Source organism: Granulibacter bethesdensis (assembly GCF_001889525.1).
In the GTDB taxonomy this organism is placed as follows: Bacteria; Pseudomonadota; Alphaproteobacteria; order Acetobacterales; family Acetobacteraceae; genus Granulibacter; species Granulibacter bethesdensis_C.
The window spans coordinates 2,620,187-2,639,916 of record NZ_CP018192.1 but is presented as its reverse complement, the minus strand read 5'-3'; the positions used below and the strand labels follow the sequence as shown (position 1 = coordinate 2,639,916).

Here is a 19,730-nt window from a genome sequence, read left to right as displayed (position 1 = left end):
AGCGCCTCACAGATCAGCCCCGGCGGGCGAGAGCGCGAAAGAGGCCAGCGCCACCCCCAGCAGATCAATGTCGGTGCCGGGCAGAGCGGCCTCAATAGCGGGAATCAGCCGCCATGACGGATCGGCCGCATGGGCGGAGACCACCATTCCGCCTTCGATGCGCAGCCAGTGCCAGCATGCGCCACGGGCCGATTCCACCCCGCCATACCCCTCTCCGCTGGCATTGCCTGTACCGATCGGCATGGGATTGGCAATCGGTCCGACCGGCAGGGACTCCAGGAACAGCAGTGCCAGCCGTAGGCTCTCCTGAATTTCCGCCAGACGGACCCGCATTCTGGCATCCGCGTCGCCATTTGCCAGCACCAGCCTGTGCACCGTACCATGCGGAGCCTGCTGCCAGGTGGTGCGCAGATCATGGGGACGACCCGATGCGCGTCCGGCGGGGCCGGGCACGGCCAGAGAAACAGCATCCGACTCGGACAGGACAGCGCATCCACGGAGACAGGCGCAAAGTCCATGTCCACTCAGGCTGGCAGCCGTTTCATAGCCTTCGATCAGCTCCGGCATGGTCCGGGCGAGGGCCTGCAAGGCTGTTTCCAACGCGGTGCCGTCCAGAAGATCGGTCAGCACCCCGCCAGGAATAAGCAGGTCGATCATCATGCGGCTGCCAAGGGCATCCTGAATGGCGCGCAACAGACGTTCCCGCCATGCGGACAGCTTCGCGGCATAAGTGTCGGTTCCGGCGGCGCTGGCTGTGGCGGCGAGGACATGCAGATGGACGGCACAGCGTTCCAGCTCATTCATCAGGCCACGCAGCAGCAGGGCGCGGGGAGGCGGCTCCAGCCGCAAGGCGGCCTCAGCAGCACGGGCGAAGGCCAGACCGTGGGCAAGCGCTGCATCTCCGGTGATCCGGGACGCGATCCGTATCGCGTCCCGCAGGGATTTCCCGCGCATCAGCCACGGGATCCCGCGATGAGTATAGCCGAGCCGCCATTCCGCCTGCCGGATGAGGGTGCCATGCAGGTGCAGGCGCAACTGTGCCGGCTCCCGCATCAATGGATGAACAGGCCCAATACTGCGCTCGTGCAGCGTGCTATCGGGCCGGGACGAGACAAAGGAGGAGGCGAAGGGCGAGGCCATCCGCCACTCCGCCTGCTCGGGCGGTGGCAAAGGCGGTCCGGGCCGGGCGGAAAGCGGGGCACTCATCGGCCATCTGCCGTGATCGAGCCATGGGCGGCTATCCACGCCGTGCTCGGCCTCATAGCCCCATAAATCGCGGATGGCCCGCTCCTGCCATGCGGCGGCTGGACGGAAGGGGGAAAGCGCGGGGAAGCGCCCCCCTTCGATCGGGATTGCCACCGGCAGAATGCCATGCGCGGTGCGATACAAGGCATGGCAGCGCGCCTGGTCGGCCCAGAGCGCCAGCAACCCGGCCTGGGTGCTGGCTGCCAGCTCCTGCCAGAGCGAGGCGGTCAGAAGCCTCCGTGCCACGGCATGCGTGGCGGCATCGTGGTGGGTTGCCTCGGTGTCGGCACCCTGCAACAGGGAGTCCAGACTCATTGCGTCACCGCAGCGATGGCAGAGGTGAACCAGCGGGATGGCCCATTGCCAAGCCCCAGCAGGATGCCGGTCAGCAGCAGGATCACGGCGGGCAGGGTTGCGGTCATATCAAGCGGCAGACAGGCGCGTGAGGGGGTTGGTGGTCTTCGGGCGGGTCGCAGCATCGGAGCCTGACGGAGCAGTGCATAGCCATTGCTTCCAAGCCCGGCCGCCAGCAGCAGGGCCAGAAGAGGATGCGTCAGGGCAGTCCCGGACAGCAGGGCGACCAGTCCCGCGAGAGTGCCCCCCGGTAGTCCGGCCAGACTGAAACGGGCCGCGAGTCGCAATGCATCCAACCCGCCATGCCCCGGCGGAGAGGGCGTATGATCGGAGACAGCGCCGATCTGCCGTGCTCGCCCGTCGAGCAGCAGACAGGCACACAGGGCCGGCAGCCCGAGCGCCGGATAGAGCAGACCATGACTCCCCCCCGCCAGACAGCCGCCGCCGAGACAGGAGAGTGGTCCGCTCCAGCGCCATGAAAGGGTGACGCTGGAGCGGATCGCCAGCACCGCACCGGCCAGCACGGAGAGAATCCCCAGCGTGCCATAGATAAAAGGCGGCATGCCCGCGCCGGCTTGTTTCAGCATGAACAGCAGGGCGGCAGCAGGCAGCCCGCCGGTGATCAGCGCTTGTCCCGGCGGTGGCAGGGCGCTGACGGTCTCTCGCAGCCATTGATGCACCGGGGCGAGGCCTGCAGGAACGGCCAGCCCGGCGGCAAGGCAGATCAGGCCTGGCATGGTGGGGACCAGACCGTGCCCCTGTCCGGAAAAAGGGAGGCCGGCGGAGGACGCCTGAAGGATGATCAGGCCGAACAGGGACAGCAGACAGGCCATGATCCCGACTGTCAGCGTCTCTTTCCGTCGGGATAGGGCCGAAGAGGGGAATGCAGAGCCGAATAAAGCGGTCAAAACAGTCAGCACGGCTATGGCGATGCTGATCCCGGCCCAGCCTGCCCATGGAGAGGGGGCAAAGGCCAGCAGAATTCCCGCCAATGCGGTTTGCTGCCCGACTGCCAGGATTTTCAATCGGGCGAGGGAGATACGCATGGCAGCGACTTCATCCGCGCACCAGCCAAGCCAGGATGTGGCGGCCATCACGCTGATCAGGGCCGTGAGCAACGCTCCTCCCGCGGCCGGATCAGATGCCATGGTGGTCGATGAAGCCTCTGCCATCCCCCCAGCGGCCATCCCCCCAGCTGCCAGCCCCAGCGTCAGAAAGGCGGATACCAGACCGGCCCAGGCTGCTCCCTGCCAGCCGGACAGCGCCATGCTCAGTGCGGCGGTCAACAGCGACGGCAGTGGCAGCAGCCAAGGCCACCATGCCGGATCGGTCAGAAGGGAAAGCCAATCGGGGGCGTGATCCGTCATGGTGCAGCCTCCGTCTCAGCCCTTGCTTCCCGCTGGCGCAGAAGGCGGAAGGCTTCTTCCGTCAGCAAAGCGGGCAGCAGACCCAGCAGGGTGTAGAGCGGTATCAGCCGGTGAGTATCCAGCGCACTCATGACCAGTGCGATTGCCAGCCCGGCCTGAAGCAGTGCCGGGCCGAGGAAACCAACCCTGCTATCACGGGCCAGCCATAGCAGAGACAGCATCCCCATCGTCAGGCTGATGGCGATCACCGTTGCGGGATCGGGCGCGACTATGGGTAGCGTCGCGGCGGATACCGGAGCGTGAGAGACAACAGGCGTCAATCCGATGCCGCCGGAGACGACCAAGGCGATAATCAGGCCGGTTCCCATCATCCAGACTGTATCGGGCAGGGTTGGCTGATCAGTCTTGAGATCCGGTTCTGATGACAAGGCGAGCGGCCTGCTCCGCCATCTATGCCCCAGAAACAACCCTGCCAGCAGCACCGTGAGAGCAACTCCGGCCATGGGCCAGGCCGGGCGATCAGGCAGACAGAAAGCCGTTAACGAGGCATTTGCCGCGGCCACGATTGTTACCAGCAAGGCTTGAGCCAATACCGCCTGTCGCGCGGCCCGAAGCCGGGTGCAGAGCGCGGCGATCATAGCGGAGAGCAGGATCATCGCCAGAAGCGGGATGAAAATGGTGCCGGGTGTGATGGTCATGCCGGATATTGTCCCGCCAGCAGGCACAGGACGGCCAGAAGGGTAAAGACGCTGCCCAGCAGCAGGAACGCAGCTCCCCGTCCGGCCGCCGGAAAAGGCAGCAGCGCCTGCGCCAGACCCAGCAGAGCGGCCAGAAACAGGATTTTGCCGCCCCATGTCAGAATGGCGAAGCCCCAGTGCAGGAGGCCGGCCTGAAGGGAGATCATGTCAAAAGGCAGAAAAACGATCGCCATGACGCTGATCCAGGTCAACAGACGCAGGGACCGTTCATAAGAAGCCATGGCCAGCAGCGGGCCGGAGAGATGCGGCATGTCTTCTGATGGCGTGCGCAACATCCCTGCTCCGGCCAGCGCGGCAAGGCACAGGCCTGGCAGCAGCAATGAGATCAGCAAGGTGCCACCGGAGATCATCCCGGTCGTATGCAGGGCTGTCAGGACCGGGTTTCCGCCCAGCATCGTCAGGGCGGAGAGGCTGAGGGTTACAATCAACTCCATCCACAGAACCTCTCCGCCCTGTCGCAGCGTGCCGATACTGTTCTGGCTCAGCCCCGTATCCATGCTCCCCATGATTCTGGCGATCAGGGACAGTGACAGCAGGCCCAGGATGAGGATGGCGTCGCCTTCTCCGGTCACAGGGCCGTCGATCAGAAAGGAAGGCGTCAGGAAGGCGGCCAGCGCGGTTGCAACCAGGGAGACGCATGGCAGGACCATGAACAGGCTGGTTGCCTGTGCGGGAATGACAATGCCGTGTTTCATCGTCGCCCGGAGCCATGTGTAAGGCGCGGCGGGGGACAGCCAGCCGCCCCCACTGCCGCCCCCATTGGCCCGGATGCGGATGCTGGTGATGATCCCGGACACCAGCGGCGCCAGCAGGGCCAGCAGCACGATATGCAGCACGATATGCAGTGCGGGGGAAAAGAAGCTGGCCGAGATGTTTCCCGAGATGTTTCCCGTCATGGCCGTGCCTCCAGAGCGGCCATGGCCAGCAGCAGACAGAGCACTGCCAGCAGCCCGGCAGAGGCGCCGGCCGGTATGAAACGTTCTGCCCGGCCCAGCATGGCTGTCAGCATCATCTGCAGCCGTGACGACAGGCCGGACAGGGCCGGAGGGGTGGGTTTCAGAGGCGGCAGCGGGGCCAGAAAAGTATCGGCCACCGAATCAGGGTCAGGCTGGGTGGCCGGATCGCCGAAGGGCAGCCAGGGCGGCGGCGGCGCATCGCCATCATTCCATGGCACGGCGTTCCGGGTCGTGCTGCGCCGCCCGTGCAGGAAGCGCAGCAGCAGGGCGGTGCCGGAGATCAGCGCCAGCGCGATCCACAGCGGGGTGTAGCTGAGCATGCTGTCGACTTGTGCGCTGATACCGATCCAGCCAGCCCGATCATCCATGGTATGACCGCACAGCGCAATCAGCGACCCGTGCAGAAGGCGCAGGACAGGGCCGGGGATCAGCCCTGCCACGACACAGGCCGCAAGCCCTGCCTGCATGGCCCGTAGGCCGGCGGGGCGCCGCGGCTCCGTGCTGGCGGCGGCCCGTGGCGCACGGGGGCGGCCGAGAATGGCGATGCAGAGCAGGCGCAGTACCGCCACCATCCCCAATGCCGAGGCCAGCGCCGTGGCGACCAGTCCGAGCGTCAGCAGGGCATCCAGACCGGCATCCTGAATTCTCTGGCCGCCGATCAGGGCCTGAACCAGCATCCAGCGTCCGGCATAAAGCGGGGAAGGCGGCAGCATTGCGCTGGCCAGGCAGGCTCCGCCGGTCAGTAAAGCGATGCGTGGCATCCCGATGATGGTGCCGCCAAGCCGGTCCAGCATGGTGGTGCCGGCCCCTTCCTCGATCAGTGTGGCACCGGTCCCCAGCACTGGCATCAGCAGGGCGGCTGACAGGACGATGATCAGGACGGAAGCCAGGGCAAGGCTGGCAAGATCGGGCAGATCAACCGCCATGGCGGCTACGGCCAGCCCGCATCCCAGAATCGCAAGGCCGGTCTGGCTGTCTGCCATTCCGTTCACGCAGCTGCCAATGCTGTGTCCCCGCAAAGTGCTGATTCCGCCGGCCAAGGCCAGAATCGCTCCCGCCAGCATCAGCGGAGTGCTTTCTCCCGGTCCCGCCGCTTCACGCAGGAAGTCGAGTCCCAGCCGCCCGAGCAGGTAAACCGGCACAATCACCTGCAAGGCGGGCCGGACGATCTGCGCCGGAGTGGCGAGGGCGGGGGCAGGGCTGCGCTGGACTGGCAGAGCAGGGGTGATGGCAGCAAGATCCGGGGCGGTCGGTTCCAACCCCGAAGGGTGCTCCTCCGTCACGATCCGGGATCGCTCGGAGGAGGGCGTGCGCAGGGCAACCATCGTCGTCAGAACGACGATGGTCAGCAGTAACAAGGCAATCCAGACCAGAGGCCGGGCTGACCCGACGGCCTGTACCGGACCCCCACCTGCGGGAGAGGCGTGCTGCATCAGCATGACCGTAGAGATGATCAGCAGCGGAATTCCCACAATGGCAGCCGCATTCCCCGAATGGGGCACGGTATGGGCCGGGCTGGACGTGTTCGTTTCCGTGCCGGGGGACGCCCCATCATGGGTGGGGCAGGCCCACAGGGCGACTAAAAGCAAAGCGATGCCCCCTGCCAGTGTCATGACATCGGCCGCCATGACGGTCAGCATCAACGCGGCTGTTACAAAGGCCAACCGCGTGGCTCCTTCTCCGGGTCGATCCAGCCCGGTGGTGCTGGCCAGCCCGAGCGCACAAAATCCGGCTAGCGCCGTAAAGGCGGAAAATCCGTCCAGCCCCAGACGCAGGGCAATGGCATCCGATACCAGCGCGGGCAGGGAACCGCCAACCCATGCTGTTCCATTCCATGACGCGCCCCCGAGCAGAACAGACAGGCAGGATAGACCCCCCACGGCACACAGCACGATATGGTACAATACCAGCCGCCTCAGCCGTGCGGGCAGAATCCGCCGATCCTGCCGCGGCGGTGCGGCCATCAGCCATTCCCCCGCCAGTCCCAGGCAGGTGGCGGCGCAGAGCAGGATGGGCAGAATGGCCATGCCTACACCCCTTTACAGGGACAGGTCGGGCGGGATTGAAAAACGGTGCATGTGATCACCGCCAAAACATAGCCGGGAGCCTCGCCATCACGGAAGCGTCTTCCTGTTGAATTGAGCGGGACAGGGGCCGAAGCGGCTATTTCCCTTTTTACCGCTGGTCGAGCAGTCTTTAGTTGCGAATCACTATCATTATCGACATACTCGGCAGATCACCGGCTGGAGCGTGTGATGGAACGCACTTTTTCACTTGGTACTGCCACTCTTGTCAGCCTGATGGCCGCAAACCGGCCCGCTGTGCCACGATTGCGGGACGATACTCTGGAGTTTGGCACCCCGGATGAAACAGGGGGTGAGGAGCATGCTCTGGAAACGGCGGCTCATTATCCTTCGCCTTCCTGACAAATGTCTGCGGACAGGATCAATGGCGGTGCCGTTGACCGACCAGCGCGCGGCGCTCTTCCTCCGATAATCTGGGGCAGGTAGAGCAAAGTGTCATGCCCGGCACCTTGTCTCTCAGACAGCATATCCGGCGCTGGCGCAACGGAATCGCTTCTCCGTCCAGCAGGACAGAAACGGTTCGCAACGGTGCATGCAGCCAGTTCTGGCGTGGAAACCACGGGGTCTGGCGTGGCTCCATGATCAGGGCCTCATACTGTGCGGCCTGATCGGCCAATGATGGCGTTTCGGCCATGCGTCGGAACAGGAAATCAGCCATGTTGCCCGCATTGGACCATGCCACGCGCGGAGAAAGGCCGGTGCAGTCCCGCAACGCGGTGAATACGCTTTGCATATGCTGCCCCAGCGCGATGGTCATGATCTGCTCAGGCGTTTGACGTGGCAGGGTGGCTGCATCCAGTGCCAGTTGATCCGGGCGATCCTTAAGAAGAACCAGTCCGGGTGGCACGGTCTGTGCGGGATTAAGAGCGTTGCGTCCGTCCCGAATAGCCAGAATAAACAGCGGCGGCAACACGGCCCGCGTATAGGCCTTGCTCCAGAGTGATCCGATGGCGCGTGGATCGGCGCCTGCCGGCAGGGTTTTGGCGAATCGCTCTATCCCGGGGGCCAGTGTCTCCCGCCTTGTCAGGAGGGAGACGTCCATGTCATCCGCCGGAGAAAACCCGGCGGGAGAGGCCATACGCGCCTCGCACCATGCCGCTATGTCTTCGTCTTTACGCATCGCCTGCTATCTGCCGATCATCGGACCGCTTTGTCCATGATTCCGGAAGCGGGAAAAACGGCAGGATCAGCGGCAGGATCACCAGTGCGGTCATAGCGGGCCATGCATCCCCCCAGGTGAACAGAAAACCGCCCAACGTGGCTCCCGCAGCATACCCCAGCGTCAGAACGGAGGATAACAGCCCGGAGGCGGCCCCCTGTCTTCCTCCGGCAGCAATGCTGACCAGGGCCGTGCAGGCCGGACCCGATAAGGCCAGCCCTTGCCCGAGCAGACAGACACCGGCCCCAAGACTCCACATGCCCTGCCCGCAGGTCAGACAGAGTGCGGATAGCCAGATCACGGCTATGCCGACCGCCAGAGTGTGCCGTGGCCATGCGGTCAGCCGCGGAATGATGCTCATCTGGTTTGCCAGCATCAGGGCTGCCATCAGGGCGGTGATCCAGCCCAGCCTGATTCCTGCCATCTGTGCGGTCCAGCCCAGCCTTTGCTGGAACAAGGGGCCAAGCACGAAATGCAAGGCACCAAAAGCAATGTTGACGATGGCGGCCAATATCAGCAACCGCAGAATCGCCGGATTGCGCCAGCATGCAGCCCCTGATCGGGGCCGGATGTTCCTATGACAGCTTTCCGGGGGCGGGCGGCGTAACAGGATGCTGCCGAGCGGCAGGGGCAGCAGCGCCATGACCCAGAGCGGCATTGTAGCCCCCAGCGGTAAAGTGGCCGAGACCAGCAGCGGACCCGCCAGCCGACCGGCACTGAACCCGGCACTGATGGCTGCAAGCCCAGCCATACGACCTTGAATTCCGGTCAGATCGGCGACCCATGCCTGTGCCACTGGAAGCAGGCCGCCTGTCGCGATGCCATGTAACAGGCGGCATATCATCAACAGTCCGAGACAGAGCGAAGGGGATAAAGTCCCGTTCATCGCAGCCGATACAATGGCCGCCAGAAAAAGCTGGGCTACGCAGAAAATGGCAAGGCAGGCCATCAAAGTCTGTCGTCGACCTGCCCGATCGCTCAGCCATCCCGCCAGAGGCGCACCACCAAGCATGGCCAGCATTCCACAACTGGTAACAATACCAAGTGACAGAACAGATAATCCTGTTTTGATCGATAAAATCGGCAAAAATGCAATCAGTGATGATTGTGTCAGCCCTACACAGCAGACAAGCGAAGCAAAGCCGAAACGATCTGCGCACGACAAAGTGATAACATCGGGTGATGTTGGATCAGCAGGGCTGATGCCCGCAGAGAGGGAGGGGTTCCGGGGTTGCATTTCAGCATTAAATTAGGAATGAATATCAATTGCAATATGCCGCAAGGTGATTCTCCGCAAAGCGGCACGATATGCAACAGAAAGGGAAACGCCTGTGCTGGAAGCCATGGAAACCCGCGATACGTCAGCATGCATTGAACGTCGTTCCTTTGAGGCCGGAATGGCAACGACGACATTGCTGAACGGTGTGCTGCGTGAATGGCGCGGCTGGAAAAAGCTCGATCCGCAGGAAGCTGCATCACGATGTGGTGCATATGTGCATTGTCCGGCAGGTGCGATTTCAGTTCCCCTGCTGTTGCAGGAAGGGGAGTTGCTGCTGCCGCTTGCCGCGTCCACTGAAACCGGGCGTTTCAGATTTGCGGGGCCGCCTTTGCTGAGGCGTCATGGTGCCATCCGATCGGTGGATATGCGTTTGCTGCTGGATCTTCTCCTGGATCACACGGCCTTTGCACAGACGGCATCCCTGCCGACCAGGATGACTTTCCGAAAGCGCGTGATGGACAGCGCCGAACGTGTCTCAGCCGCCTTGCTCAGTCATCAATATAGAACACATGATCAGGCAGACAGTATGCCTGATTTTATCACGGCGGAACAGGGGTTGATCCTGGGTCATCCGTTTCATCCCGCACCCAAATTCCGTGAAGGCCTCTCTGAAAGTGAAGATGCGGCGTATGGGCCTGATCATGGCAACAGCTTCGCGTTACGTTGGTTCGCAGTCCATCCGGATCACGTAATTGGCGACAGTGTTCACGTGGCCGACATACAGTCACTGCTGAAAGAGATGCTTGCATCGACCGATGCCGGTCAGGAAGCACTGCATGCCGTCCCGGAAGGCTGGACCTTGTTACCGGTTCATCCCTGGCAAGCCGGTCAACTTTTGTGCCTGCCCGAACTTGCCAGTCTGCGCATGGAGGATCGGCTGCGCGATCTGGGTGTCATGGGGCCACAATTCCGTGCAACTGCATCCCTGCGCAGTCTATGGAGTGCGCAGTCTCCATTAATGATAAAGTTCTCGCTATCGATGCGGATTACCAATTCGATTCGTACAATTTTGCCGCGTGAGCTTGATCGCGGCCTGCATCTGGCGCGTCTGTTGCGTGGCCCGGTCGGTCGGGATGTCTTTACCCGCTATCAGGGTTTTTCAGTGATCGAAGAACCAGCTCATTTGTCCCTGAGAGGGCTTGATGGGAAGGTTATGGTCGAAAGTTCCGTTGTATTCAGGGATAATCCTTTCGCCGATAAAGCAAAGGGCGTACATGCAGGTGGTCGTCATGTTGCGATGCTTGCGACGCTTTGTCAGGATGATCTGTTCGACAGAAATGCTCCCAGCAGACTGGGCCATATCATCCGCATGATCGCTACACGCGATAAACGCAGCCAGTCCGATGTTGCGGAGGAATGGTTTCGCCGTTTCCTCGCTATTCTGATGGAGCCGGTACTGTATCTCCATGCCCGTCATGGTGTGATGATGAGTGCCCATCAGCAGAATGTCGTGCTTGGTCTGCGGAATGGCTGGCCCGAACAGGCCTGGTTCCGTGATTGCCAGGGCACGGCCATTGCAACCGATATGATCGAGACTCTACGAACTTACGTTCCAGAGTTGGGACGATGGACAGATAATATCATCGATGCCGCATTGGGGCCGCAACTGATCGGGTATTATCTGATCGGTAATTCCGTATTCGGCGTTCTTGATACACTTGTGCTCGATAGAGTCGCACAGGAACAGGCACTTCTACGCATTTTACGGCAAAGACTTCAATCCATGAGCGATGATGGGCTGCGTGATCCATCTGTGATTCGCTACCTGCTGGATTGTCCGTCGATCTGGATGAAAGGCAATGTGATGACATACCTGAGGGATGTCAACGAAAACGCAGATACTGCCAGCCCTCTTGCCAGTTATGTATCCGTTCCAAATCCGCTGGTGCAGTCATGAGTGGTGTTCTGGAGCATCCGGTCGCGCTACCGGTTAAGGATATGGCCCCGGTCTGGACATTCCGGGATGCACATGGCCGCTCTGTCATGATCATGGGAGGAGGCGAACTGAGCATACTGCTTAATGGATCTGTCGTCGCTCATACGCACCTTCATTTTGAGGAGGAAATGGCCAAGGCCATCGGCCTGCATTGGTCTATGCCGGAAAGGGACAGAAATTTTCTGATCTATGTCCTGGCTGATTATGCTTTTTCAGAAGGGGCTGATTGTTTTTCAGTTTCTCTTGAATCGGTTTCTGATCCTGCCGATGCATCATTCCCGGTGCATGAGATACGGGATAACACAGCTTTGCTGTACCGGCAGGGGCATCGTCAGCACCGGGATTTCTGGCAGGCCGGTCCACCTGCGCATCGTCAGCCGCTTCTGCGTCGTGCGCTCGCGGATGGGCGTGATCATCCGTTACGTCCGCCTGCTCCGAAAGGTGTGTTCTATCGACGGCGTGATGCCATAACCGGGCATGAATTAACCTTGCGTGCACTGGATATCGGCCGTGATCTCGAACTGTTCCATATGTGGCAGAACCAGCCGCGTGTGGCAAAATTCTGGGATGAAGCCGGCCCGATTGAAAAGCATGAAGCCTATCTGCGTCGTATGGATGCTGATCCGCATGCATTCTCCGTGATCGGTGAACTGGATGGTGAGCCATCGACCTATTTCGAGATCTATTGGGGTAAGGAAGACAGGCTCGGCCCGCATTACGATGCCGATGATTATGATCGTGGCTGGCATGTGCTGGTTGGAGAAAAACGCCATCTTGGTCGCGACCGTACGCTGGCATGGTTCCGTGCGATCACGCATTGCCTGTTTTTGGATGATTGCCGAACACGAAAGGTCGTTGGGGAACCGAGTGCCGCTCATAGCAATATGCTGCGTCTCTGTGAGGAATCCGGTTACAAGCTGGAATACGAGTTCGATTTTCCGCACAAACGTTCGATGCTGATTACCTGCACACGTGATCACTTTTTCAGGGAGTGCATTAGATGATTGTATCAAATGAATTCAACGTGATGCGTGATCGTCAGGATGCTCTCCGCCATGCCTCCTTGCATGCTTCCCTGTGGCGACGCGTCAATCTGACCTGTCTTGCCAAGTCCCTGTCTGAACTGGCCTATGAGGAAGCATTTCATCCCGAGGAAGAAGCCGGCGGACTATGGATATTCCGCTTTGGTGACGTGCGTTACCGGTGTGAAGCGGAGCTGCGCATCTGGGGGCAGCTGACGATCGATCCTGATAGTATCATCAGGATTGAAAACGGCGATGAAAGTCAGGCCCATGATGCTGCACAGTTTTTTGTGGATGCACAATCTGCACTGGGTATGAGTGATGCGACATTGGCAATGTATCTGCAGGAGCTGTACGCCACACTGCAAACCGATATGGAACTGCTGAGAAGGCGGGATGGTCTGTCTGCGACGGCTATGCTTGATCTCGACAATGATCGTTTGCAGGCAAGGCTCGATGGGCATCCCAAAGCGCCGGCCTCGAAAGGCAGGGTTGGCTGGGGATTGGAAGATCAGCGCGCCTATGCCCCTGAATATGATCCTGTGTTCCGCCTGCACTGGATTGCTGTGGCGCGTGAAGCCTGCCTTGGTGGTATGACGCGTGATATCAGCGAAGATGATCTTTTGTCGGAAATGCTGCGTGTTGATGATCTGCGGGAGATTGATCGTATTCTGTTCGAGCGTGGATTTGACAGAATCAGTCATCGTCTGATCCCGGTGCATCCATGGCAGTGGCAGAATTATATCCAGACGCATTTTGCAGCTGATATTGCATCAGGCAGGATTGTACCACTGGGTGAAAGGGGTGATCTTTATCGACCACAACAATCGCTACGGACGCTGGCCAATGCCGAAAGAGCGGCGGCGCATGATATCAAACTGCCGGTAACCATTCTCAATACGTCTGCATGGCGTGGCCTGCCTGGTAAAGGCATTCTGACCGGTGTTGGCCTGTCATCATGGCTGAGTGAATGTGTCGCCAAAGATTCTGTTTTCCATAATACGAAGGTCCTGATCCTTCGGGATATGGCTGGTTATGCAGTGCCGCAAATTGTATATGGAAAAATTGCTCAGGCTCCCTACCGTTTTCATGAATTACTGGGCGCCGTATGGCGGCAGCGTGCTGAGCCATCACTGGCCGGGGATGAGCGAGCCATCATGTTGGGGGCATTGCAGGTGAGTGGCGGGGATGGTGTGCCGCTGATCTCGGCCTGTATCCGCCGTTCTTCCATGCCGTGCGACATCTGGCTTGAGAGGTTGTTTTCTTCTGTCGTGGTCCCGCTTTATCATCTGATGTGCCGCTATGGCGCCGGGTTTATCGCCCATGGACAGAATGTCACGCTGTTGTTGAAAGACTGGGTGCCCTGTGGCGTGGCGTTGAAGGATTTGCAGGGGGATTTCGATCTCGTCACTCCTGCCTTGCCGGAGCATGAGACTCTGCCGGAAGGATTGGCTGATCAGGTTGGCCGGCGTCCGGCCGAGCATCTGATTCATCATCTCCAGACGGGCCATTTTGTCAGTGTTCTTCGGTTCCTGTCAGATGCTTTGCTGATGCATGATGGATATCCTGAGCAGGCTTTTTATCAGGGTCTCGCCCGTGTCATCCGTCGATATCAGGCCGGCTGTCCGGAATTGGCGGCACGTTTTGAGATGTTTGATCTTTTTGCCCCGACCATGATGCGTATCTGCATCAACCGTGCCCGTTTCTCCATCGGGTATGGCGACACACCGGTACGGCCGAAACCTGAAATCGGAACGTCTCTCCATAATCCTCTTTATGATGACTGGTCACTTCGCGGCGATTGGAATTATGCCCCGCACCAATACTCAGCTTTACAGTCAGGGAGTATGGCCTGATGACGGATCGCTTTCAGTTTTCTGACTCTCCGTTGCAGGATCTTGCGGCGATCGGGATCGGACCGTTCAATCTGAGTGTTGCGGCCCTGCTGGATGGCGTGCCGGAGGTGCAGGCGCAGTTTTTTGATCGCAACCCGCGCTTTGCCTGGCATCCCGGCATGATGCTGCCTGATGTCACCTTGCAGACATCATGGTTGAAGGATCTGGTCAGTGCCGTACAGCCGACCAGCCCGTTCAGCTTTACCTCCTATCTGGTGGCGCGGCGCCGGTTTTACGAATTCATCACAGCGGGATTTGAAGGAATCTATCGCCGGGAATTCGATGATTATCTCGGCTGGGTTGCAGCACAGCTTCCATCGCTGCACTTCGGAACCCCCGTTGAGTCGGTTGATTTCGATGGCCGTCACTTTGTGCTGACGCACCGCCATGGAGAAGTCAGATCGCGCAATGTGTTGATCGGAACCGGGCATCATCCCTATCTGCCGCGCTGGGCGGCTGGTCTGGAAGATATGTGCCTGCATACATCCCGTTTTGCCGAGAAAGACCGTGATTACACGGGTCGCCATGTCATTGTGGTCGGTGGGGGGCAGAGCGGTGCGGAAATCGTGCTTGATTTGCTGCGTCGGGGGCCAGACCGTGTGGGGGAGGTTACCTGGATTACGCGCCGGATGAATTTCTCATCGTTGGATGAAGTCGCTTTCAGCAACGAATATTTTACGCCGTCCTATGTCGCGCGCTTCCATGGACTGTCGCCTGATCTGCGTGCCCGTCATGTGGCCGCGCAGAAACTGGCAAGTGACGGGGCTTCCCCGACCACACTGAACGAGATCTATCGCGCGCTATACCAGATCCGCCACCTTGATGGCCGACGCGATTTCGTGCGGCTGATGCCGTATCGGGAGGCGGAGGCTGCAAGGCGTCAGGGAGAAGGGATCACCCTGCATCTGCGTCATCACCTCGATGGTCAGATGGATAAGGTCACCGGGGATACGGTCATCTGTGCAACCGGATACAAGGCAGCCGTGCCAGCCTGTTTCGGATTGCTCCAGAAGCGTCTCAAACTGGATGAAGAAGGGCGGTACACATTGCGGCCCGATTTTTCGGCTGTCTGGGATGGTCCCGCTTCTGCCCGCATCTTTGTCCAGAATGCAGGGCGCCACAGCCATGGGATTGCCGAACCTCAGCTCAGTCTGATGGCATGGCGGGCGGGGACAATCATCAACAGCCTGCTCGGCCGGCCGCATTTCGATCTGGAGGATCCGGAGCCATTGGTGGATTGGGGGGTGGAGAGGGAGGATGAGACCTCCCGTCTCGCGGCTGAATAAAGGGCTGGGTTAGCGGTTTGTGGGGCGGGCTGACAGTTGTATCTGCTGCTCTGCAACCCAGCCGAAGCCGATACCGATCACCGCCCATAGCACGGCCTGTGTGCCGAAGGCAGCGATCCGGAAATGCCAGAGCAGATCAGCAGGAAATGTCACCGGCACTTCATTGATAACCGGCATGACACGCCCGATGAGAAGCAGGGCTGACAGAGCGAAACCGGCCCCGGCCAGCGTGCTGTTCCATCCTCCCCAGCGTGTTGCAAAAAGCTGCCGGATCACGAAGGCCAGCGTCATGGCTGACAGGGAGATCAGCAGCATTTCGAAATACAGGGTGGTGCGTTCGGTGATGGTATCAGCCTGTCCCACGGCAGGGGGATTGGGTGGATAGACCAGCCCCGGTACGAGGCAGATGGCGATAAATCCGCATCCTGCCAGCAAGGCGGACAGGCCACGGGGACCAAGTGGCAGGCGGCCCAGCATGGCGGCAAATACGAGGCTGAACAGACCACCGAAAGCAGCCCCGTACACGGTTACACCGGTCAGCAGCCCCAGCCCGGCCTGCGTGGTACGGGATACCAGTTCAGGTTCGGCCTCTGCTTCCTCCGCTGTCCCGCCGGAGGCATGATGAGTGTGATGGGCTGCGTGTTCGGCGGCAGCTTCAAAAGCGATGGCGCGGTCCACCTGCGGTTCCCCATACAGATGTGCGAACCCGAACGCGGCAATGCCTGCCAGAAACCCGGCAAGCATGCCCCGGATCAACAATGTCCGGATCATGATACGGTCAGAATAATGGCGTCAGTGGCAGGGAAAGCCGAGCAGATGCCGGCCGTCATGCACGAATTCATGGACATACATGCCGGAAATCAGGGAGGTGGCCCCTTCCTCAATGCCAACGAAATACAGTGCCAGCAACATGACCATCCCGAACAGCGTCCAGGGCAGAATATCCCGCAGCGGAACCGGACGAGGCAGTGGGGTGGCGGTCGGACGGGGAAGGGTCGAATAAATGGCAGACATTGGGTGGAAACTCCTGACGGGGAAGCGCGCCCCGATGAAACGGCAGGTGAAATGGATAGAGTCTGCAAAAACAGGGTCTGACTTTCAGCCCTCTCAGGCTGATTACAGTGGCGCGACCGCACCGGATTTACACCGGCTTCCATATGTTTGCAGTGGACGAACCGTAGAAAATCCCGACCTTTCCTGTCAATGCAAAGCGTATTTTGCGAAGGGGAGAAGGCTGGGATGCTTCGTCTGATCCTGCTGTGTCATGCTGCGACCGACGCCACGCGTCAGGCACGCTTTCCAGGCGACGAGCCGATCGAAGAGCGGGAGAGGCAGCGTCTGGCCATATGGAATCCCTCCCTGCCTGCCAGAATGGGGCAGCTGTTTCTCTCCCCCGAATTAAGGGTGCAGCAGACGGCAGAGGTTTTGCGCCTGCCTGAACGGGCTGAGCAGATGGAGATAACAGCAGCGCTGGCGGATCTGGAGTACGGCACGTGGCGCGGCAGAACTCTGGCCGATTGCGCACAGACCATGAAGGAGGCGGTGCAGTCATGGATCAAAGACCCTGATGCGGCGCCGCATGGTGGGGAGTCGGTCTCTGCCCTGCTTCGCCGTGTATCCGACTGGCTGAATGGCGTGGCTGAGCATTCAGGTGGGTATGTCATGGCGGTGACGCATCCCGCCGTGATGCGGGCTGCTGTCATCCATGCGCTGGGTGCGCCCGTTGATGCATTCTGGAGGATCGACATTGCACCCCTCTCCCGCGTTGAGATGAATGCGGGGGGTGGACGCTGGCAGTTACGCGGGATCATCCCGGCTCATCATGAACCGGAATGATCGGAGCGCTGTTCAGGCCCGGGCTTTGGCCTCTCGACGCCGAAGATGCAGCACGAACTCGGTATAGCCATTTGGCTGCTCGGTGCCCTTGAAGATCAGATCGCATGCCGCCAGAAAGGCGGGTCCATCGAAGGCGGGTGCGATGGGTCGATAGGCGGGATCGCCCGCATTCTGCCCATCCACCACTACGGCCATGCGGCGCAGTGTTTCTTCGACCTGTTCCCGGCTCACGACACGATGACGCAGCCAATTGGCGATGTGCTGTGCGGAAATGCGCAGCGTGGCGCGGTCCTCCATCAAGCCGACATTGTAGATGTTTGGCACTTTGGAGCAGCCAATCCCCTGATCTACCCAGCGGACGACATAGCCCAGAATACCCTGAACATTATTGTCCAGCTCATCCCTGATTTCCTGAGCCGTGAGTTTCCCCGCCTCCTCCAGCAATGGCAGGGTCAGCAGAGCGTGCAGGGAGGTGCGGGCGCCTTCTCTGGCAATGGTCGCTTGCCGTTGGGCCACGTCGATCTGATGATAATGCAGCGCATGCAGCGTGGCTGCCGTGGGGGAAGGGACCCAGGCGGTACTGGCCCCGGCGCGCTGATGGTCGATTTTCTCGGCCAGCATCGCCGCCATGTTGTCGGGTGCCGCCCACATACCTTTGCCGATCTGGGCATGGCCGGGCAGGCCACAGGCCAGCCCGGTATCCACGTTGCCATTCTCATAGGCCACGAACCAGGCCGTCTGCTTCATATCGTTCTTGCGCAGCATGGGACCGGCTTCCATGCTGGTGTGGATTTCATCTCCGGTGCGGTCCAGGAAGCCCGTATTAATAAAGAACACCCGGCTGCGGACTGCCTCGATGCAATGCGCCAGATTGAGGCTGGTCCGGCGCTCCTCATCCATGATGCCCATTTTGATGGTGTTGCGGGGCAGATTCAGCGCATCTTCTACCGCGCTGAACAGACGCCCTGCCCAGGCTACCTCATCCGGCCCATGCATTTTCGGCTTCACGATATACAGGCTGCCGGTTCGGCTGTTGGTGATGCGCCTGCCGGGCCGGCCGCGCAGATCATGCAGTCCGATCAGGCTGGTGATGAATGCGTCCAGAATGGTCTCCGGCACCTCTGCCCCGTCCAGCATAACCGCATCGGTCATCATGTGATGACCGACATTGCGGATCAGCAGCAGGGATCGACCGGGCAGCGTCAGGCTGCCGCTGCCATCAGGCGTGGTGTAAACCCGATCCTGATGCAGGCTACGTTCGACCGAGGCACCGTTTTTCTCGAACCGGATGGTCAGGTCGCCGCGCATCAGACCCAGCCAGTTGCGATAGACTTCGACCTTGTCCTCCGCATCCACCGCGGCGACGGAGTCTTCCGCATCCATGATGGTGGACAGGGCGGATTCAAGAATCAGATCGGCAATACCGGCTTTATCATTGCGACCGACGCGATGGTCGCGATCGAACAGGATTTCCAGATGCAGTCCGTGCCGGACCAGCAGAATACGGCTCGGTGCATCAGGCGCGCCAGTATATCCGCAGAATCCGGACGCATCGCGCAGTCCGGTCACATGTCCGTTGGCCAGCGCGATCCGTAACTTGCCATTATACACCGCATAGAGCATGGCATCGGCATGGCTGCCTTCGGCCAGAGGGGCTGCGATATCCAGCACGGCGCGGCCATGCCTTATGACCTCGGCTCCGCGTGCTTCATCATAGCCGCGCGTCGCGGTTTGCTGACGTCCAACGGCATCTGTGCCGTACAGCGCATCATACAGGCTGCCCCAGCGCGCATTGGCGGCATTCAAAGCATACCGTGCATTGTTGACCGGAACGACGAGCTGAGGCCCGGAGATATGGGCGATCTCATCATCCACCTGTGCGGTATCGACCTGAAACGCGGTGGGTGGCGGCAGCAGATAGCCGATTTCATGCAGAAAAGCGCGGTAGGCGTCGGATTGTGTCGCCAGGGCAGCACCGACACCGGATTGCGGCAGGGTATGGGCGCGGTGCCACTGGTTGATCTCGGCCTGAAACGTATTCCGCTGATTGAGCAGGGCAGCGTTTGCGGGCCCCAAGGTGCGCAGGGCGACGGCGAGTGCGGCCCAGAATGCCTCGGCTGTGATGCCAGTGCCGGGCATGGCTTCCTCTTCCACAAATCGACGCAGAACCGGCGCAATCTGAAGGCCGGAGGGCAGAAGGGATCGGGTGGAAAGGGTGATCGCGTTCATCGTGATCCGGTTCCTCGACAGGGGTGGGAACGCGACCGGTCACGTGTCTCCGCGTGTCCGTCGCCCCCGTCTGTCTTGGTGCCTGAGAGCATCACCCGGCTGGCGTTTCCGCAAAAAGCCGGACTTCCCCTTCGGCGGACCCTGCCGGGCCTCTCTCCAGAGTGTCCTGAGCGTGCGGTTCATGGGCCTGAGAGGTTCCCGGGGGGTTGCTCCTTCGGCGGCCATTCTCCGTGAGGAGGGAAAGCACTCTCCCGCACGCTGTCATCAGACAACCTTACTGTGTGAAGGCTGCACGGCACCGTCAATGGAAATTTAAAAAAATCT

Annotated in this window: 16 protein-coding genes and 3 riboswitches; of the genes, 6 read left to right on the top strand and 10 right to left on the bottom strand. The window is 60.5% G+C overall.

The features are described from left to right. Positions 1-6: 6 nt before the first annotated feature. The 5 genes from GbCGDNIH6_RS11905 to GbCGDNIH6_RS11885 are packed head-to-tail and all read right to left on the bottom strand — an operon-like array spanning position 7 to position 6,707. Complete coding sequence (locus tag GbCGDNIH6_RS11905; RefSeq protein WP_072564140.1) at positions 7-1,560, bottom strand: hydrogenase large subunit; 1,554 nt, start codon at positions 1,558-1,560, stop codon at positions 7-9. Then, entirely contained in the window at positions 1,557-2,966 is a 1,410-nt protein-coding gene (locus tag GbCGDNIH6_RS11900; protein WP_072564139.1) for a proton-conducting transporter membrane subunit, read from the bottom strand. Before GbCGDNIH6_RS11900 ends, GbCGDNIH6_RS11905 begins: the two co-directional genes overlap by 4 nt. After that, positions 2,963-3,664: a hypothetical protein gene (locus GbCGDNIH6_RS11895; protein WP_072564138.1), complete on the bottom strand. Its 702-nt coding sequence runs from the start codon at positions 3,662-3,664 to the stop codon at positions 2,963-2,965. Before GbCGDNIH6_RS11895 ends, GbCGDNIH6_RS11900 begins: the two co-directional genes overlap by 4 nt. Beyond that, a complete protein-coding gene (locus GbCGDNIH6_RS11890; RefSeq protein ID WP_072564137.1) occupies positions 3,661-4,620 on the bottom strand; it encodes an NADH-quinone oxidoreductase subunit H in 960 nt (319 codons plus the stop codon). Before GbCGDNIH6_RS11890 ends, GbCGDNIH6_RS11895 begins: the two co-directional genes overlap by 4 nt. Next, positions 4,617-6,707: a hypothetical protein gene (locus GbCGDNIH6_RS11885; protein ID WP_072564136.1), complete on the bottom strand. Its 2,091-nt coding sequence runs from the start codon at positions 6,705-6,707 to the stop codon at positions 4,617-4,619. Before GbCGDNIH6_RS11885 ends, GbCGDNIH6_RS11890 begins: the two co-directional genes overlap by 4 nt. Positions 6,708-6,935: 228 nt before the next feature. Between GbCGDNIH6_RS11885 and GbCGDNIH6_RS12530 the strand changes: the two genes are divergently transcribed. Next, positions 6,936-7,106: a hypothetical protein gene (locus GbCGDNIH6_RS12530; protein WP_157692437.1), complete on the top strand. Its 171-nt coding sequence runs from the start codon at positions 6,936-6,938 to the stop codon at positions 7,104-7,106. Positions 7,107-7,125: 19 nt separating this feature from the next. On the opposite strand, the gene fhuF is transcribed toward GbCGDNIH6_RS12530, so the two are convergent. Together fhuF and GbCGDNIH6_RS11875 are read right to left on the bottom strand one after the other, a co-directional pair. Continuing rightward, positions 7,126-7,884, bottom strand: coding sequence for a siderophore-iron reductase FhuF (gene fhuF / locus GbCGDNIH6_RS11880; protein ID WP_072564135.1), 759 nt, complete (start codon positions 7,882-7,884; stop codon positions 7,126-7,128). Next, positions 7,877-9,160, bottom strand: a complete 1,284-nt coding sequence (locus GbCGDNIH6_RS11875) for an MFS transporter (RefSeq protein WP_072564134.1) — start codon at positions 9,158-9,160, stop codon at positions 7,877-7,879. Before GbCGDNIH6_RS11875 ends, fhuF begins: the two co-directional genes overlap by 8 nt. A gap of 46 nt (positions 9,161-9,206) precedes the next feature. Here GbCGDNIH6_RS11875 and GbCGDNIH6_RS11870 point away from each other — a divergent pair, with 46 nt between their 5' ends. From GbCGDNIH6_RS11870 to GbCGDNIH6_RS11855, 4 genes are read left to right on the top strand one after another with little or no spacing between them, the layout of a single operon-like run. Beyond that, positions 9,207-11,099 carry an IucA/IucC family protein gene (locus GbCGDNIH6_RS11870; protein WP_072564133.1) on the top strand — a complete coding sequence of 631 codons (1,893 nt, stop codon included), beginning with the start codon at positions 9,207-9,209 and terminating at the stop codon, positions 11,097-11,099. Further along, entirely contained in the window at positions 11,096-12,142 is a 1,047-nt protein-coding gene (locus GbCGDNIH6_RS11865; RefSeq protein ID WP_081370131.1) for a GNAT family N-acetyltransferase, read from the top strand. Before GbCGDNIH6_RS11870 ends, GbCGDNIH6_RS11865 begins: the two co-directional genes overlap by 4 nt. Continuing rightward, a complete protein-coding gene (locus tag GbCGDNIH6_RS11860) occupies positions 12,139-14,016 on the top strand; it encodes an IucA/IucC family protein (protein ID WP_081370130.1) in 1,878 nt (625 codons plus the stop codon). Before GbCGDNIH6_RS11865 ends, GbCGDNIH6_RS11860 begins: the two co-directional genes overlap by 4 nt. Beyond that, on the top strand, positions 14,016-15,341 hold the full coding sequence (locus GbCGDNIH6_RS11855) for a lysine N(6)-hydroxylase/L-ornithine N(5)-oxygenase family protein (protein WP_072564131.1): 1,326 nt from the start codon (positions 14,016-14,018) through the stop codon (positions 15,339-15,341). Before GbCGDNIH6_RS11860 ends, GbCGDNIH6_RS11855 begins: the two co-directional genes overlap by 1 nt. A 9-nt stretch (positions 15,342-15,350) precedes the next feature. Here GbCGDNIH6_RS11855 and GbCGDNIH6_RS11850 read toward each other — a convergent pair whose 3' ends face one another. Together GbCGDNIH6_RS11850 and GbCGDNIH6_RS11845 are read right to left on the bottom strand one after the other, a co-directional pair. Next, positions 15,351-16,112 (bottom strand): CbtA family protein, encoded by a 762-nt coding sequence (locus tag GbCGDNIH6_RS11850; RefSeq protein WP_072564130.1) that lies wholly within the window; start codon positions 16,110-16,112, stop codon positions 15,351-15,353. 21 nt (positions 16,113-16,133) lie between these two features. Further along, on the bottom strand, positions 16,134-16,355 hold the full coding sequence (locus tag GbCGDNIH6_RS11845; protein WP_025319301.1) for a CbtB domain-containing protein: 222 nt from the start codon (positions 16,353-16,355) through the stop codon (positions 16,134-16,136). 62 nt (positions 16,356-16,417) lie between these two features. Further along, positions 16,418-16,508, bottom strand: a riboswitch (adenosylcobalamin (AdoCbl) riboswitch). 72 nt (positions 16,509-16,580) lie between these two features. On the opposite strand from GbCGDNIH6_RS11845, the gene GbCGDNIH6_RS11840 reads away from it, so the two are divergent. Beyond that, positions 16,581-17,177, top strand: a complete 597-nt coding sequence (locus GbCGDNIH6_RS11840; protein WP_072564129.1) for a histidine phosphatase family protein — start codon at positions 16,581-16,583, stop codon at positions 17,175-17,177. Between the two features lie 12 nt (positions 17,178-17,189). Here GbCGDNIH6_RS11840 and GbCGDNIH6_RS11835 read toward each other — a convergent pair whose 3' ends face one another. After that, positions 17,190-19,406, bottom strand: a complete 2,217-nt coding sequence (locus GbCGDNIH6_RS11835; protein ID WP_072564128.1) for a malate synthase G — start codon at positions 19,404-19,406, stop codon at positions 17,190-17,192. Positions 19,407-19,475: 69 nt separating this feature from the next. Beyond that, positions 19,476-19,567, bottom strand: a riboswitch (glycine riboswitch). 4 nt (positions 19,568-19,571) lie between these two features. Further along, positions 19,572-19,670: riboswitch (glycine riboswitch) on the bottom strand. Positions 19,671-19,730 lie beyond the last annotated feature (60 nt).

Bases quoted from the DNA above. Each gene is read 5' to 3' on its own strand.
- GbCGDNIH6_RS11860 (WP_081370130.1), top strand. From the start codon at position 12,139: ATGATTGTATCAAATGAATTCAACGTGATGCGTGATCGTCAGGATGCT.
- GbCGDNIH6_RS12530 (WP_157692437.1), top strand. From the start codon at position 6,936: ATGGAACGCACTTTTTCACTTGGTACTGCCACTCTTGTCAGCCTGATG.
- GbCGDNIH6_RS11875 (WP_072564134.1), bottom strand. From the start codon at position 9,160: ATGCAACCCCGGAACCCCTCCCTCTCTGCGGGCATCAGCCCTGCTGAT.
- GbCGDNIH6_RS11850 (WP_072564130.1), bottom strand. From the start codon at position 16,112: ATGATCCGGACATTGTTGATCCGGGGCATGCTTGCCGGGTTTCTGGCA.
- GbCGDNIH6_RS11890 (WP_072564137.1), bottom strand. From the start codon at position 4,620: ATGACGGGAAACATCTCGGGAAACATCTCGGCCAGCTTCTTTTCCCCC.
- GbCGDNIH6_RS11865 (WP_081370131.1), top strand. From the start codon at position 11,096: ATGAGTGGTGTTCTGGAGCATCCGGTCGCGCTACCGGTTAAGGATATG.
- GbCGDNIH6_RS11840 (WP_072564129.1), top strand. From the start codon at position 16,581: ATGCTTCGTCTGATCCTGCTGTGTCATGCTGCGACCGACGCCACGCGT.
- fhuF (WP_072564135.1), bottom strand. From the start codon at position 7,884: ATGCGTAAAGACGAAGACATAGCGGCATGGTGCGAGGCGCGTATGGCC.
- GbCGDNIH6_RS11835 (WP_072564128.1), bottom strand. From the start codon at position 19,406: ATGAACGCGATCACCCTTTCCACCCGATCCCTTCTGCCCTCCGGCCTT.
- GbCGDNIH6_RS11895 (WP_072564138.1), bottom strand. From the start codon at position 3,664: ATGACCATCACACCCGGCACCATTTTCATCCCGCTTCTGGCGATGATC.
- GbCGDNIH6_RS11855 (WP_072564131.1), top strand. From the start codon at position 14,016: ATGACGGATCGCTTTCAGTTTTCTGACTCTCCGTTGCAGGATCTTGCG.
- GbCGDNIH6_RS11900 (WP_072564139.1), bottom strand. From the start codon at position 2,966: ATGACGGATCACGCCCCCGATTGGCTTTCCCTTCTGACCGATCCGGCA.
- GbCGDNIH6_RS11885 (WP_072564136.1), bottom strand. From the start codon at position 6,707: ATGGCCATTCTGCCCATCCTGCTCTGCGCCGCCACCTGCCTGGGACTG.
- GbCGDNIH6_RS11845 (WP_025319301.1), bottom strand. From the start codon at position 16,355: ATGTCTGCCATTTATTCGACCCTTCCCCGTCCGACCGCCACCCCACTG.
- GbCGDNIH6_RS11905 (WP_072564140.1), bottom strand. From the start codon at position 1,560: ATGAGTCTGGACTCCCTGTTGCAGGGTGCCGACACCGAGGCAACCCAC.